At 70.8% G+C, this 16052-nt stretch carries 10 protein-coding genes; 4 read left to right on the top strand and 6 right to left on the bottom strand.

Translation table 11 applies throughout. The features are described from left to right. The first annotated feature begins 72 nt into the window (after positions 1 to 72). Together D7Y21_RS33840 and D7Y21_RS33835 are read left to right on the top strand one after the other, a co-directional pair. A complete protein-coding gene (locus D7Y21_RS33840) occupies positions 73 to 606 on the top strand; it encodes a hypothetical protein (RefSeq protein ID WP_120563055.1) in 534 nt (177 codons plus the stop codon). A 34-nt stretch (positions 607 to 640) separates the two neighbouring features. Beyond that, positions 641 to 1615: an NAD-dependent epimerase/dehydratase family protein gene (locus D7Y21_RS33835; protein WP_121717876.1), complete on the top strand. Its 975-nt coding sequence runs from the start codon at positions 641 to 643 to the stop codon at positions 1613 to 1615. Positions 1616 to 1702: 87 nt separating this feature from the next. Here the strand turns inward: D7Y21_RS33835 and D7Y21_RS33830 are convergent, their stop codons facing one another. The 5 genes from D7Y21_RS33830 to D7Y21_RS33810 form a co-directional block, all read right to left on the bottom strand. After that, positions 1703 to 5842 (bottom strand): CARDB domain-containing protein, encoded by a 4140-nt coding sequence (locus tag D7Y21_RS33830; protein ID WP_121717875.1) that lies wholly within the window; start codon positions 5840 to 5842, stop codon positions 1703 to 1705. Between the two features lie 214 nt (positions 5843 to 6056). Further along, positions 6057 to 9761 carry a CARDB domain-containing protein gene (locus D7Y21_RS33825; RefSeq protein ID WP_121717874.1) on the bottom strand — a complete coding sequence of 1235 codons (3705 nt, stop codon included), beginning with the start codon at positions 9759 to 9761 and terminating at the stop codon, positions 6057 to 6059. Between the two features lie 284 nt (positions 9762 to 10045). Next, positions 10046 to 11551 carry an ATP-binding cassette domain-containing protein gene (locus tag D7Y21_RS33820; RefSeq protein WP_121717873.1) on the bottom strand — a complete coding sequence of 502 codons (1506 nt, stop codon included), beginning with the start codon at positions 11549 to 11551 and terminating at the stop codon, positions 10046 to 10048. 288 nt (positions 11552 to 11839) lie between these two features. Then, positions 11840 to 12925, bottom strand: a complete 1086-nt coding sequence (locus D7Y21_RS33815) for an SPFH domain-containing protein (RefSeq protein ID WP_120563060.1) — start codon at positions 12923 to 12925, stop codon at positions 11840 to 11842. Further along, positions 12916 to 13413: an NfeD family protein gene (locus D7Y21_RS33810; RefSeq protein WP_121717872.1), complete on the bottom strand. Its 498-nt coding sequence runs from the start codon at positions 13411 to 13413 to the stop codon at positions 12916 to 12918. Before D7Y21_RS33810 ends, D7Y21_RS33815 begins: the two co-directional genes overlap by 10 nt. A 126-nt stretch (positions 13414 to 13539) precedes the next feature. Between D7Y21_RS33810 and D7Y21_RS33805 the strand changes: the two genes are divergently transcribed. After that, complete coding sequence (locus D7Y21_RS33805) at positions 13540 to 14385, top strand: alpha/beta fold hydrolase (protein ID WP_121717871.1); 846 nt, start codon at positions 13540 to 13542, stop codon at positions 14383 to 14385. Positions 14386 to 14502: 117 nt separating this feature from the next. Here D7Y21_RS33805 and D7Y21_RS33800 read toward each other — a convergent pair whose 3' ends face one another. Next, a complete protein-coding gene (locus D7Y21_RS33800) occupies positions 14503 to 14787 on the bottom strand; it encodes a hypothetical protein (protein WP_120563063.1) in 285 nt (94 codons plus the stop codon). Between the two features lie 286 nt (positions 14788 to 15073). On the opposite strand from D7Y21_RS33800, the gene D7Y21_RS33795 reads away from it, so the two are divergent. Then, positions 15074 to 16052 (top strand): PHP domain-containing protein (locus D7Y21_RS33795; RefSeq protein WP_121717870.1); only part of this gene is annotated, 979 nt, incomplete at its 3' end.

Below are 16052 nucleotides of genomic sequence, written 5' to 3'. Positions count from 1 at the left end.
GGTACGGGGTGTCCGTCCACCATTCGCCACCCAGTCGCTCCGGCCCCGCCGCTTGTGGCCTAGCGTGACGGCATGAGCCCCGCACGACTCCTCCCGCTGCTCCTCGTGTCTCTCGTCCTTCCGGCCTGCGCCGCCCGGCAGGTGCGTCCGGAGGGAGCCATCCGCAAGGTGGTGGTGGTGTCGGGCTCGCGCGTGGACGTGCTGCCCACGGGCTCGTTCCGCCAGGACATCATCGGGGAGAGCAACCCGCGCACGGTGCTGGCCCGCCAGGCGGAATCGGAGCTCCTCTCGCGCGGCTTCGAGGTCGTGGCCACGCGCCAGTCCCAGGCCCCGGTGCCGCTCACGGACGAGGTGGCGTCCTTCATCCAGCAGAACAAGGCCGAGGCCGCGGTGGTGGTCATCCTGGACTGGCTGGACGTGTCCGGCGCGACGGTGCTGAACCGGGTGGACGTGGTGCTGCGGCTGGGCATGGTGGACCCCAACGGCCAGGTCCTCTGGACGGACACGTTCCGTTCGCAGCCCATCGTGAGCGCCTACCAGTCCGCCACGGACTGGAACTCGTTCCTGCGCCGGGCCGTCATCGACGCGATGCCGGCGGTGCCGTGATGGCCGTCCTCCTTTCGCGCGGGAAGAGGGGGGCATGCGGGTCCTGGTGACGGGCGCGGCGGGCTTCATCGGCGCCCACGTCTGCGAGCGGCTCCTCTCCCGGGGCGACACGGTGGTGGGCCTGGACGCGCTGGACGCGGCCCCTGGGGACGTGGCGCTGCGGCGCTCGCGCCTCCAGCGGCTGTCCGGGGTGCGCGGCTTCACCTTCCTCTCCGGGGACATCACCGACGCGGCCCGGCTGGGCGAAGCGTTCACGGCCTCGCGTCCGGAGGGCGTGGTGCACCTGGCCGCGCGCGTGGGAGTGCGGGCCCCGGACGCGGAGGCCCCGGCGTACGCGGACACCAACGTGACGGGCTTCGTGCGCGTGCTGGAGGCCTGCCGCGAGGCGCGCGTCCAGCACCTCGTCTATGCGTCCTCCAGCTCCGTGTACGGCGCGGCCACGCCCGCTCCGTTCCGCGAGGACGCGCCCGTGGATCAACCGCTCAACCTCTACGGCGCCACCAAGCGCGCCAACGAGCTGATGGCGCACGCGTACAGCCACCTGCACCGGCTGCCCACCAGCGGCCTGCGCTTCTTCACGGTGTACGGACCATGGGGACGCCCGGACATGGCGCCGCTCTTGTTCCTGCGCGCGCTGGCGAAGGGTGAGCCCCTGCGGCTGCACGGCGACGGGCGGATGCGGCGCGACTTCACCTTCGTGGACGACGTGGCGGAGGCCGTGCTGCGCGTGCTGGACCGCCCGCCGTCGGGGAGCCCGCCGCACCGGCTGCTCAACGTGGGCCATGGCGAGCCGGTGGCGCTGGGAGACTTCGTGGGCCTGCTGGAGCGGCACTGGGGTTCGAAGGCCCGCGTGACGTCCGTGCCCTCGGCGCCCGCGGAGATGGTCTCCACGTGGGCGGACACCTCGCGGCTGGAGGCGGAGACGGGCTTCCGGCCGCGCGTGTCCGTGGACGCGGGCGTGGCCCGGCTGGTGGCGTGGTACCGCGAGTGGAGCGCGACCTCCCGCTGATGCCTGCGTGAAACGGCGGCGGGCGCCGCCCGGGGCTCATGAAGACCCCGGCCGACGCCCGCGCGTCCTACGTACCGCGGAGTGTGGCTACGGCAGCACCGCGAGGAAGTTCTCGACGAAGGCGTTGTTGTCCTCGCGCAGCTCCGTCGCCGACCGCCACGGGTCCACCAGCACGCCCAGGTAGAACAGCCCGGAGTTCTGGTTGCCGGGCAGCGAGTACGCGGAGGTGAGGAGCTGGCGCGTCGTGCACTGCCCCGCCTCCAGATCGCCCACTTCCGTCTGGCCCAGGGTCACCTGGGTGGAGGAGGACGGCATCTCGTCCATGAACGCCAGGGTGGGCTGGGTGGAGAGGTAGAGCTGCACCGCGGTGTTCCACGCCGCGGGCTGCGTGCCCTGGTTGCAGACCGTCACGAGGGTGGTGAACATCTCTCCCCCACGCACTGCGAACGGCGCGGTGACTTCCGTGACGACCAGGTCCGGCGCGTACCCCACGCCGATGCGGCCCCGCACGAAGGCGTTGTTGTCCGTGCGCAGCTCGCCGTTGGGAACCCAGGCGCGCATCAACGCCCCCACGAAGAGGGGCGCTCCCGGCTCCGCGGAGGGCGTATTGGCTTGGAGGGTTCCTTCCTGCGTGATGCACGCGTTCGCGGGCAGGGACGGAATCTCCACCGTTCCCGCCAGGGACACGCCGGAGCCCGGCACAGGGAATTCCGCGGCGAAGCTCAGGTCCGGCGGGGTGGACTCCGTGGAGAGGAAGAACTCCACCATCTGGGGGTAGGAGGGCTGCGTGCCCTGGTTGCAGACGGTGACGGGGGCCTGCGCCTGTCCATGGGGCACGAGGTTCGCCGGACCGCCCATCGCGGTGATGACCAGGTCCGGGCCGCTGCCCACGGCGACGCGCGGCCCGACGAAGGTGTTGTTGTCCTTGCGCACCTCCTGGACGTTCCAGTTCCGGTCCACCATGGCCCCCACGTAGTACGTGCTCTGCTCCGGCCCCGTGCCCCCGTAGAGGTTTCCCAGCACCGGCGTGGTGATGCAGGTGTGCGCTCCCAGGTGGGAGGAGAGGAAGACATCTCCCAGGATTTCCCCGGGAGGCGGCGGGGGCCCGTACTGCGCCGGCAGGGACAGCTCGGGATGGGTCAGCAGGTGCAGCGTCACCCTCACCGGCTGGCCGAACGACGTGGCCTGGGGGCCCTGGTTGCAGACGGTGACGGTGGCGGTGAAGGACGCCTGGATGCTGGGGGGCGTCGTCACCGCGGTGATGACCAGGTCCGGCGCGTACCCCATGCCGATGCGCCCTCGCGAGAAGACATTGTTGTCCTCGCGCAGCTCCGCCCGGTTCTGGAACGGATCCACGGCGGCGCTCAGGTACACGGGCTGCTCCGGCGAGGTCCCATAGGGCTGGTCGGCGGACACCATCCCCATGGCGCTCACGCACTGCCCGGCCTCGAGCGGCGCGACGTTCAGGAACCCCGCGACGGTCTGATTCGGGTTGGGGAACGGCGACGGCTGGCCCGGCGCAGGCAGGGTCCAGGTCTCTTCCGTGGACACGACGAGCGCCACCTCGGTGGAGCTGGAGGGATCGGTTCCCACGTTGCAGACGCGCGCGGTGGCGGCGAACGGCTCCCACGGCGCGACGGTGGGGGGGGCCTCCAGCGCGGTGACCACCAGGTCCGGCCCGTTGCCCACGCTCAGGGCGCCCGCCACGCGGGTGTTGTTGTCCCAGCGCATCTCCTGCGTCATCGCGCCCGGATTGACGACGGCCCCCAGGTACAGCGGACGGAACGGAACCGCGTTGGGCGGCGAGTCCGCGGGTCCGGAGATCTGCCGCGTGGTGCAGGCGCCCGCGTTCAGCGACGGCAGGGACGCGTCACCCACGAGCCTCTGGCCGCCCCCCATCGGCATGGACGGGAAGGGCAGGGGGTTCGGCGCCGGCAGGGTGTCCTCCGCGCTCACGTAGACCGCCACGTGCGAGGAGCTGTTCAGCTGCGCCGTGCCCACGTTGCAGACCTTCACGGTGCTGGTGAAGGTGTTCCCGGGCCGCACGCTGGCGGGCCCCTGGAGCTCGGTGATGACGAGGTCCGGCCCGTAGCCCAGGCCCATGATGCCCGCGGCGAAGCCGTTGTTGTCCACGCGCGGCTCGAACCCCTGCATGTCCACGACCGCGCTCAGGTTCAGGGGCCGCTCGAACGGCGAGGGCATCGCGTCCACCGGACGCTCGGCGTGGAACGTGGAGCGCTGGGTCGTGCACTGCCCGGGCTCCAGCGTCCCGTAGGGCTGGGCGCGGCCCAGGAAGGCGTAGGCCCGCGTGGGCTCCGCGAACACGGGCGGGGCCGGATACGGCCGCGACACGGGCGGCGTCGTCTCCGTGGAGAGGAACAGCGACACCCCGTAGGAGGACGCGGGGGCGTTGCCCTGGTTGCAGACCGTGTAGGTCGCGGTGAAGGACCGGCCTTCATCGACGTTCGCGGGGGCCTTCACGTCGGTGACGACGAGGTCCGCTTCCGGCCCCGTGCCCACCAGCCCCTGGGTGAACGTGTTGTTGTCCTCCTTCAGCTCCTGGACGTTGCTGAACGCGTCGATGGCCGCGCCCAGGTACAGGGGCTGACCCGGCTGCGCCTCCCAGGGCAGGTTGCGGTAGGCATTCACCGTCACCGTCCGGCATTGACCGGCGGAGAGGAAGGACACGTCCGTCACGCCCAACTGGGCCTGATTCGGCGTGGGGAAGGGCCCGGACTGCGGCGAGAGCACCACCGCGTCCTCCGTGGAGAGGTACAGCTCCAGGGAGGCGTAGCCCGTCATGTCGCCCGTGCCCACGTTGCAGACCTGCGCCTCGACGGGGAACGAAGAGTACTCCGGGAGGTTGGCGGGCCCCTTCAGCGACCGGATCACCAGGTCGGGGCCATAGCCCACGCCCACGGTGCCCTTCGTGAAGGTGTTGTTGTCATCCCGCAGCTCCTGGACGAACTGCATCCCGTCCACGCGCGCGCCCAGGTACAGCGGCGCGCCAGGCTGGTAGGCGAAGGGCAGGGACGAGCCCCCGAACACCGGCAGCGTGATGCACCGTCCGGCATCCAGCCCTGGCGCCTGCGCCTGGCCGACGAAGGACTCCGTCTGGGAGCTGGGATCCTGAGAGGCGGACAGCGAGGCCTCCGTGGACAGCAGCACGTCCACGCGCACATCCGAGGCCTGGTCCGTGCCCACGTTGCACACCGTCACGGAGCCAGAGACCGGCTGCCCCGGCTCGATGTTGGTGGGCCCCTTCACGTCGGTGACCACCAGGTCGGCCTGGAACCCCAGGGCAATCCGGCCCGCGACGCGCGTGTTGTTGTCCTCACGCAGCTCGGTGCGCTGCTGCTCCGGGTCGATGATGGCGCCCACGTACAGCGGCTGCTCGGGCTGGGTGGCCGCCGGGGGAACCTGGGCGAACGCCTGCGTCCGGACCGTGTGGCATTGGCCCGCCTTTAGCGGCGGCGCGATGAAGGAGCCCACCTGCTCCTGGGTATCCGCCGGCGTGCCCGGCGTGGGGAGGCTCAGGGTGTCCACCGTGGAGATGTAGACCTTCACCTCGGAGGAGGAGGCGGAATCCGTGCCCACGTTGCAGACGCGCACGTCGGCGAGGAAGGGCGCTCCCGGCTGGACGCTCGCGGGCGCACTCACCTCGGAGACCACGAGGTCCTCCCCGTAGCCCACGCCGATCAGACCGCGGACGAAACCATTGTTGGTCTCATCCAGCTCCTGCACCTGCTGCCAGGTGTCGATGCTGGCGCCCAGGTAGAAGGCGCCGGGAGTCGTTCCTTCCATGGGGGGCAGCGCGTAGGCGTTCACGGTGCGCGTGACGCACTGGTGGGGCTCCAGCGGACCCACGCCCACCTCGCCCACGGTGACCTGCTGGGGCGGAGGCGGACCATTGGGGTCGGGCACCTGCTGGGTGGGGGTCGTGGACAGGTACAGTTGCAGGAACGTGTCGCCGCTGCCCTGGGGATACGCGGCCGCGGAGCCCTGGTTGCAGACCTTCACGGTGGCGGTGAAGGCAGACCCGTCGCGAACGCTGTCGGGGGCGCGAAGCTCGGTGATGACCAGGTCCGAGCCGTGGTCCAGTGAATGGGTTTGACCGCGGGCGGCCTTCGTTTCGGACGAAGCGCCTTCACTTCCGCAGCCGGTCATGACGAGCGTGCCAGCGACGAGCAGGCACGCGTGTCTCCATGACGGCGAGAGCCGTTGCATGTGTTCTCCTTGGGGGTGTGTGAAATCAACGAGGCGCCAGTCGCCGGGCCGGGCGCGACGCCACGCGGACACTAAATGGATGCCCTGACATACGAAAAGCCAATGCGCTTCAAACCCATCGCGTCGGAAGCGTGGCCTGGAAAAGACAAACGCCGGCCGGGGTTCTTGAAGACCCCAGCCGGCGCCTGCGTGTTGCACTTCCCGTGAAGTGCGGCTACGGCGTGTTGCTCACCACGAGGGTGCCGCGCACGAAGCCGTTGTTGTCCTTGCGCAGCTCGGGGTCGTACAGCTTCGCGGAGGCCCCCAGGTAGAGGGCCGCGCCCGGCTGTGCCGCCTGCGGCGGGACGGCGTTGACGGAGCCCTCCACCGAGACGCACTCACCGGCGGCCAGCGGAGGGACCTGCACCGAGCCCAGCCGCGACAGGGTGGGCGACTCGACGGGCTCACCCTGGACGGCGGACGCCGGCAGCGTGGCCACCGTGGAGAGCAGCAGGTCCACCGCGTGGGGCGGCGCGGGCGTCGTGCCCTGGTTGCAGACGGTGACGGGCACCTGCATCGGCGCCCACGGCTGGACCTGGTCCGGCCCACCCATGGCGGTGATGACGACGTCCGGGGCGAACCCCACGCCGATGCGCGGACCGACGAACGTGTTGTTGTCCTCACGCACCTCCGGCACCTGCTGCATGCGGTCCACGCTGGCGCCCAGGAAGAACGTCTGCGTGCCCGGGAACCCGGCTCCAGGGGCGAACGCGCTCACCGTCGACGTGACGCAGGCGCGCGCCGCCACGGGCGGAAGGGTGGCCTCACCCATGAACTCCTCGGGCGGGACGGGCGCGTTCGGGGACTGCTGCGACAGCGAGGGCTTCGTCAGCAGGTGCAGGGTCACCCGGGGGCCGGACACGGCCTGGGAGCCCAGGTTGCAGACGGTGACGCCCAGGTCGACCGGACCGGGCAGCGTGTTGATGGGTCCCGTCAGCGACGTGATGATCAGGTCCGGTCCGGTGCCCACGCCAATCCGCCGCCCCGGGGACACGTTGTTGTCCCGGCGCAGGTCCAGCTGGCCCTGGAACGGATCCACGACCGCGCTCAGGTACAGCGGCGCGTCCACGGGCGCATTCCACGGCCGCTCCGCGTGCAGCGTCACCGGCGCGTCCTGGCACTGGCCGGCGGGGATCGACGGAGCGTTCGCCATGCCCGCCATGTACTGGCTCAGCGAGGGGAACGGCGTGCCCGGCGCGGGCAGCGTCACGTTCGCCTCCGTGGACACCACGAACATCATCGGGACGATGCTCGAAGCTTCCGTGCCCGTGTTGCAGAGGCGCGCGGTGGCGGTGAACGGATCCATCGGCGCGACGGTGTCCGGGAACGTCAGCCCGGTGACCACCAGGTCCGGCGCATCGCCCACGCCCATCAGGCCCGCGACGAACGTGTTGTTGTCCTCGCGCAGCTCCGTCAGGGACGCCCCCGGGTCGACGACGGCGCCCAGGTACAGCGGCCGCAGCGGCGTGGCCTGCGCCGGCAGCGTCGCCGGTCCGGTGAGGCTCTGCGTGACGCAGGCCCCTTCACCGAGCGACGGCACGCTCACCGTGCCCACGAGCGCCACGGTGGCGTCGAGCGACGGCTGCGCCATGGGCGCCGGCAGGGCGGTACCCGTGCCCAGGTAGACGGCCACCTGCGACGTCCCGGGCGACGGCTGCGTGCCCACGTTGCAGACGCGCACGCTGCTGGTGAACGGCGCGTTGGGCCGCGCGCTGGCGGGACCCTGGAGCTCGGTGACGACGAGGTCCGGCCCGTTGCCCACGCCCACGGGACCCACGGCGAAGCCGTTGTTGTCCGTGCGCTGATCCGGCGAGCCATCCACCACCGCGCTCAGGTTCAGCGTGGAGGACAGGGGCAGGGGCCCCAGCTCCATGGGGCGCAGGGCATGGAACGTCCCGCTCTGCGTGGTGCACTGGCCCGGCGTCAGCGCCGTGTTGATGGAGGACCGGCCCTGGAACATGTACCCGGGGATGGGACGCATGGGATCCGCGGGGTCCACCGCGAGCGGCGCCGCGTCCACGGAGAGGTACAGCGCCACACCGGCGGAGGACGCGGGGCTGAGGCCCACGTTGCAGACGGTGTAGCTCGCCGTGAAGGACTGGCCGTCGCGCAGGTTCGCGGGCGCCTTCACGTCCGTGATGACGAGGTCCGCTTCCGGCCCCGTGCCCACGAGGCCCTGGGTGAGGACGTTGTTGTCCTCCCGCAGCTCCGTCTGGGTCCGGTTCGAGTCAATGACCGCGCCCAGAAACAGGGGCTGGCGCGGCCGTGCGTCCTGGGGCGGGTTGGCCATGGCATCCACCGTCAGCGTCTTGCACTGGCCAGCGGGGAGGACCGGCACGTCCGCGCTCCCCACGGGGACCTGGGTCCGCGAGTCGAACGGCTCAGGGGGTGCAGGGAAGACCACCGCGCTCTGCGTGGAGAGGGCCAGCTGCAGCCGGGCGGGGCTGCCCAGGTCCGCCGTGCCCACGTTGCAGACCGTCGCCTCGACGGGGAAGTGCGTCCCCGGTGCGACGTTGGCCGCCGCCTTCAGCGACCGGACCACCAGGTCCGGGCCGTTGCCGAACCCCACCAGTCCCTTCACGAAGATGTTGTTGTTGTCCACCCGCAGCTCGGGGACGAAGCGCGGCTCCTCCACGCGCGCGCCCAGGTACAGCGGCGTGTTCGGCTGCCAGGAGGTGGGCGCGATCCCGTAGCCCTGCGCGGACAGCGTGACGCACCGTCCGGCGTCGAGCCCCGGTGCATCGAAGTAGGCGGCGGTGAGCGCGGTCGCCGGGTCGGGGGTGTGCCCCGTCGGCGGCAGGGTGGGCAGCGTGGACAGGAGCACGTCCGCGCGCACCTCCGGCGCCCGGTCGAAGCCCACGTTGCACACCGTCACGGACAGGGGACCCATGGGGCCCGGCTGGAAGGTGGTGGGGCCCGTCACGTCGGTGACGACCAGGTCGGGGCCGTCACCCACGCCCAGCCGTCCCGCGACGCGCGTGTTGTTGTCCTCGCGCAGCTCCGGGACGGACGTGGAAGGATCCACGATGGCGCCCACGTACAGCGGCTGTGTGGACGAGATGGCGTCGGGAGGACGCTGCGCGGACGCCTGCGTGCGGAGCAGCACGCAGCGGCCCGCGTCGAGTGACGGCACCAGCGCCTGTCCCACGCGCGCCTGCGTTGGCGGGATGGGGCCGGAGGTTGGCGCGTCCAGGGTGGCCTGCGTGGAGATGACGACCGCCGCTTCCGTCGGTGACGAGGGCGCCGTGCCCACGTTGCAGACGCGCACGTCCGCGACGAAGGACGCGTTCAGCCGCACGTCGGGCGGCGCCTTCACCTCGGTGACCACGAGGTCCGGCGCCTGACCCACGCCCATCACGCCGCGGACGAAGCCGTTGTTCGTCTCATCCAGCTCCGTCACGGACTGCCACGGGTCGATGCTGGCGCCCAGGTAGAAGGCGCCGGGAAGCGCTCCTCCCATGGGGGGCATCGCGTGCGCGGTGAGGGTGTGCGTGACGCACTGCTGGGGGGGCACCATCCCCACGTCCAGCTCGCCCACGGTCATCTGTTGTGGCGAGGGAGGTGCGCCAGGCGCGGGCGCCTGTTGCATGGGCGTGGTGGACAGGTACACCTGCAGCAGGTTGGGCCCCTGCTGGGGGGACGCGGGCTGCGTGCCCGTGTTGCAGACCTTCGCGGTGACGGTGAAGGACTCTCCCGGGCGGGCGGCGTCTGGCGCGCGCAGCTCGGTGATGAGCAGATCCGCGCCCTGCTGAAGGGCGGAGCCCTGACTCCGGATGACAGCCGCGCCGGACGACGCGCTTTCACTTCCGCAGCCGGTGACGACGAGCGTGCCCGCGACGAGCAGACACGCGTGCTTCCATGCCGGCATGAGCCGTGACATGTGCTTCTCCTGATGGATGTGAGGATTCAACGTCCCCTCGCGCGCTGGCCGCCGGGCCCGGTTCAACGTCGCGGGGACATCCAAAGGATTCCCTCAACGGCGCGAAGCCGATGAAATTCATACCATCCACGAAGATTCGCGCCGGAAAAGACAATCGCCGGCCGGAGGCATGGAGGCCCTCTGGCCGGCGAATTCCATCTCAATCGACAGGGAATCCCTCTCGGAGAAATCCCTTTACTGCGCCTGGCCGATGGGCGTGGCCCTCTTCCAGACAGAGTCTGTCTTCACTCCACCTCCACACGTCCGTTCGCCACGAGCCACCGCGTGCGGGTGCAGGAGCGGGCGAAGGGCGCGTCGTGGGTGACGAGCAACAGCGCGCCCGGGTAGTCGTGCAGCGCCGCCTCCAGCCGTTCGATGGACGGCAGGTCCAGGTGGTTGGTGGGCTCGTCCAGCACCAGGGCCCAGGCGTGCTGGCCCAGGCCGCGCGCGATGGCCAGCTTGCGCGCCTCGCCGGGCGACGGCTGTTCGGACGCGAGCAGCCGGTGCGGATCCACCCCCAGCGCGGCCACCAGGGACATCACCCGGCCGCGCTCCTCCGGGGGCAGCTCTCGCACCGCGTCGATCAGGGCGCGCGTCTCCTCCGCGCCCAGGTCCTGGGGCAGGTACAGGAGCTTCTCGCGAGGCACGCGCGACTGCTCCAGCAGGGCCTTCAGGAGAGTCGTCTTGCCGGCGCCGTTGGGGCCCTCGATGCGGATGCGCGCTTCGCGGTCCACGTCCAGGCGCGTGGGGCCCAGCACCTCCACGTCGCCGGCCTTCAGGCCCGGTGTGTCGAAGGTGAAGAGCCACGGGTTGGGCGAGCGCACGTAGTCCACGAACACGGAGCGGCCCACCGTCTTGTCCACGGTGAAGGTGCCCACCGCGGCCTCGGCGCGCTCCAGTTCGCGGCGCTTCACGGTGACCTGGTGGCCCAGGCGGGACTCGGCCCAGCTCGCCAGCGTGGAGGGCCCCAGGCCGCGCGCGTCGCTGTCGTACTTGTTGCGCATCCGCCGCCCGGTGCTGCGTGACAGGGTGGCGCCCTGGTGCTCGCGCCTGGCGGTGTCCAAGAGCTGCGCGGCCCGGTCCCGCTCCGCCTTGGACTGCTGGTGGGCGGCGACCTCCGACTCGCGCTCCGCTTCCCAGTGGCCCTTCGCGGCGGAGTAGGCGCCCGGGTACAGGTGTGCCTCGCCGCCGTGCACGCGCAGCGTGGCCTGGGTGAGCGTCTCCAGGAGCTCGCGGTCATGGGACACGACGACGCCCACGCCCCGGAAGCGGCGCAGCGCGGCCACCAGCCACGCTCGCGCCTCCGCGTCCAGGTGGTTGGTGGGTTCATCCAACAGCAGCACGTCCGGCTCGCGGGCGAGCGCCGCGCCCACCTGCCAGCGCTTGCGCTCTCCCGGGGACAGCGTGGGCCAGCGCTCCAGCGCGGTGACGTCCAGGCCCAGCTGGCCCTGGAGCCTGCGCGCCAGCGCGTCCCAGGCGTCCGCGAAGGCGGTGATGTCGGGCGTGAGCTCCTCCACGCCCTGCGGACACAGGCACACGAGAGGAGAGTCCGGCTCGAACTGGAGCTGTCCGGACGTGGGCGTCAGCTCCCCGGACAACAGGCGCAGCAGGGTGGACTTGCCGGCGCCGTTGGGGCCGACGAGGCCCGTCCAGCCCGGGGCGAGGTGGAACTCCACGTCGGTGAGGACGGGGATGACATCAGTGAACGAAAAGCAGACGCGGTGCGCGCGCACGGAGGAGGACGAGGGCATGTTGAAGCGACTCCTGAAACCGGAAGCCAGCGCACACGTCCGTCAGGACGCGCGGCGGCGGGGTACAGCCAGGGACCGGGGTTTCAGGCGAACAGCTTCAAGGGTCTGCGAACCTCGTTCAGGGGAAGACCTGTGACATCTCCCCGCGTGGACAGCCGACAGCTGGTGCTTCAGGTGTGCAGCATGCGGCACGGCCCGGGCGGATGACAAGGCCGGGCGGTGCCGTGACACGGGGCACCGACGGGGAAACGCCGGTGCCCTGACAACGATTCCCCGAAAGGGGCGTACCTACTCGTCCGACGGGGGCGGCTGCACCCGGCGGGTGGCCGGGATGGTGGCGCTCGCGGCGGCGTTCCGGGCCAGGGCCTGGGCGCTCATCGCGGCGGCGGACGGCGGGCGGGCCGCGGGCAGACGGGGCGCTTCCGCGGGAGCGTCATCCTTGGCGAACACCTCCTTCAGCGTGGCGATGGAGCCCAGCGCGGCGGTGGCCTCGTAGGGGACGAACATCTTGTTGTCGCCCTTGCCCAGCTCCTGGAGCGTCTCCAGGTAGCGCAGCGCGAGCACCTCCGGCGTGGCCCGGCCGGTGTGGATGGCCTCGAAGGTGAGGCGGGTGGCCTCGGCCTTGCCCTCGGCCTCCAGCATCACGGCGCGCTTGTGGCCCTCCGCGCGGGCGATCTCCGCGTCGCGCTCCGCCTCCGCGCGCAGGATGCGGGAGATCTTCTCGCCTTCGGCCTGGAGGATGGCGGCGGCCTTGTCACCCTCGGCCTTGGTGACCTCCGCGCGGCGCTCGCGCTCGGCGGTCATCTGCTTGGCCATGGCGGACTTGATGGCCTGGGGCGGCTCGATCTCGCGCAGCTCCACGCGCGTCACCTTCACGCCCCACTTCTCCGTGGCCTCGTCCAGCACCATGCGCAGCTTGGTGTTGACCGTCTCGCGGCTCGTCAACGTCTGGTCCAGCGTGAGGCCGCCCATGACGTTGCGCAGGTTCGTCATGGTGAGCTGCTCGATGGCGAGCGCCAGGTTCTCCACCTGGTAGAGCGCCCGGCCGGGATCGACGATCTGGTAGTAGATGACCGAGCCCACCTCCATGTTGACGTTGTCATGGGTGATGACCTGGACGGTCTCGAAGCCCATGACCTGCTCGCGCAGATCCACCAGGGTGTTGCGCGTGAAGCGGTTGCCGGCGCGCATCTCCATGGCGCGCGGGCTGTCCATGAAGGGGATGAGGATGTTGAGGCCGCTGGAGGCCACGCGGTGGAACTTCCCCAGCCGCTCCACGACCATCACCTTGGCCTGGGGAACGATGCGCACACCGGTGACGATCCCGAACACGACGGCGGCGGCCAGGAACAGCAGAACAATCGTCAGTCCCATCCTACGTTCTCCTTCTTCTGTTGCGCCGGTTGCAGCGCGACTTCGTTGGACGCCGACGGGCGTCGCACCCACAACTTGAGGCCTTCGATCTGCTCCACGGTGACGCGCTCGCCCTCGGGCAGGGGCCCGGACAGGGAGCGCGCCATCCACAGCTCTCCGTTGATGCGCACGGTGCCCCCGTGCCCGTCCGACAGCGCCTCCATCACCACGGCCTCCTGGCCCAGCATCGCCTCCACGCCCGTCTTCAAGTGCACGGCGTCCCGCATGAAAACGTTCTTGAAGATGGTGCGGGACGCACCGAAGAGGACGGCGGACACCAGGGTGAAGACGAAGAGCTGGCTGTTGAGGCCCAGGCCCGCCCCGGCCATCAAGGAGGCCATCAGCGCGCCCACGGCGAGCCAGAGCGTCACGAAGCCGGAGAGCTTGATCTCCAGCGCGCCCAGGACGATGGCGGCGATCAACCAGAGCTGCCAGGCGGTGGTGTCCATGGGGTCCTTGTTTGGCAGCGGCTTCGGCCCCCTGTCAAACCGGGCAGCCGAGCATCCGGAATCAATCAAAACGGAGGGTGGGTTCCGGGCAAGGGCCTAAGGGGGTCCAAGCCGGGAGAAAAGCAGATGCCATACCTGTCCATCCGTGGTGCACGACTGTACTACGAGGACACTGGGGGAAGCGGGGAGCCGGTGCTTTTCAGCCACGGCCTGCTCTGGGACTCCCGTCTGTTCCACCGGCAGGTGGAGGCCCTGAGGGGCCACTACCGCTGCATCGTGTACGACCACCGGGGCCAGGGGCAGAGCGAGCCCCCGCCTGGCGGCTCGGTCATCGACCTGCGCACCGTGTACGAGGACGCGGTGGCGGTCATCCAGGCGCTGGGGCTGGCGCCGTGCCACTTCGTGGGCCAGTCCATGGGGGGCTTCGTGGGCCTGAGGCTGGCCGCGAGGCACCCGGAGCTCCTGCGCTCGCTGGCGCTCCTGGACTCGTCCGCCGCGGCGGAGCTGCCGCTGACGCTGGCGCGCTACCGGGTGCTGACGACGCTCACGCACTGGCTGGGCCTGCGGCCGGTGGTGGACCGGATCATGTCGCTCTACTTCGGGCGCACATTCATGAGGGACCCGGAGCGGACCGCGGAGCGGGCGTTGTTGCGCCGGCAGCTGGTGGCGAACCCGCGCGCGGTGTGGCGGGCGATGCAGGGCGCCATCCACCGCCGCAGCGTGGAGGGGGAGCTGCACCGCATCCAGACGCCGACGCTGGTGCTGGTGGGGGAGGAGGACGCGGTGACGGTGCCGGAGGTGGCGGAGCGGCTGCACCAGCGCATCCGGGGCGCGCGGCTCAAGCGGCTGCCCTGCGGCGGGCACATGTGCATCCTGGAGCAGCCCCAGGCGGTCAACGTCGCGCTGGGGGACTTCCTGGAGGAGGTGGAGCGCACCTCGCTCCAGGAAGAGGCGATGGCGGCGGTGAACTAGCCCCGGGCCTCGGGCGCGCGGCAGATTCGGTTGTTTGCCCGGAGCCCAATGACAAATCAAACCCCGCTCCTGGAGCCGGTGGGGACACCGAACCAGGAGCAGGGACCGCAATGGCTATCAGCCCTGGGCCTGGTCGGCGGGGGCCCGGCAGACGGCTTCCGCGTCGTCAGCCTGGACGGGCGCGGGCTGCTGCGCGGACGCCTGCGGCTCGGACGGGGCGATCATCAGGTCGCTGCAGATGCCGTAAGCGCCGCACGTGGTGTTTCGGCCATTGTAACAGAGCAGGCTGCAGGAGCTGGTGGGCTGGCACTGCTCGGAGCAGTCCGGGGGGGCGGCGCTCGCGGTCAGCGGGAGGAGGAAGGAACCAACGGCGCCGACGAGAAGGGTCTTGATGAGTTTCATGGTGGAACTCCTGGCTGCATGGGTTGAACGGCGTCCAGCAGGAATTCATACGAAAACCAATCGCTGTTCTGGTTGTGGCTGGGCGCAAAAACAGTCCAAGAGCGGAAAGGATGGAAATATGCGCCATTGCTGAAGGCAATGACGCGGCGACCTTCTGATGACAGCTCAAGGCCGGGATGGGGGCCTGTCTTCACTCCGCGCATCTGGCACAACCCATGAAGTCGCCCGCTCGCGAAACGGAGATCCAATCTAGCGCCTGAACGCCCGCTCAGTATCTTGATCAGGCGTGAGCTACGCCGAGCTGGTGTGCCGGTCCCACTTCTCCTTCCTGCACGGCGCCTCCCATCCGGAGGAGCTGGTGGCCACCGCGGCCCGGTTGGGGCTGTCCGCGCTGGCGCTGACGGATCGGGACGGGCTCTACGGCGTGGTGAAGGCGCACCTCGCGGCGAAGGAGCACGGCGTGAAGCTGCTCCTGGGCGCGGAGCTGACGCTGGAGGACGGCCCGCCGGTGGTGGTGTACGCGAGGGACGCGACCGGGTACTCGAACCTGTGCCGGCTGGTGTCCCACGGCCGGATGACGCACCCCAAGGGGGAGGCGGGCGTGCCCTGGCGCAAGGTGGCGGAGCACGCGTCGGGGCTGCTCGCGCTGCTCCCGGGCCCCGCGCCGCTGGAGGCGGTGGCGCCGTTGGCGGAGGCGTTTCCCGGCGGCTTCCACGTGGGCCTGAGCCGCTCGCTGTCCGCGGGGGACGCGGCCCGGGAGGCTCGAGCGGAAGCGCTGGCCCGAGCGCTGGGCGTGCCGCTGGTGGTCCACAACGACGTGCACACGCACCACCGCGACCGGCAGGTGCTCCAGGACGTGCTCACGTCCATCCGCCACGGGGTGACGGTGGATCAGGCGGGCACGCGGCTGTTCCCGAACGCGGAGCGGACGCTGAAGTCCCCCGGGGACATGGCGCGGCTGTTCGCGGACCGGCCGGACGCGCTGGCGCGCACGGTGGAGCTGGCGTCGCGCTGCGAGGCGTCCCTGGACGCGCTGCACTACCGCTTCCCGGAGGAGGACCTGCCGCAAGGCCGCACTGCGGATGAACACCTGCGAGTGCTCACGGAGGCGGGCCTGCGCACGCGCTATCCGGGAGGCGTGCCGCCCGCGGTGACGAAGCAGATCGACCACGAGCTGCGGCTCATCGCGGCGCTGGACTTCGCGGGTTACTTCCTGTCGCTGTGGGACATCGTGATGTTCGCGCGGGGGCGGGGCATCCTGTGCC

It is taken from the genome of Corallococcus sp. AB045, assembly GCF_003668895.1.
Lineage (GTDB): Bacteria > Myxococcota > Myxococcia > Myxococcales > Myxococcaceae > Corallococcus > Corallococcus coralloides.
The sequence above is the reverse complement of the archived record's forward strand: the minus strand, read 5'-3'. Positions and strand labels throughout refer to the sequence as shown.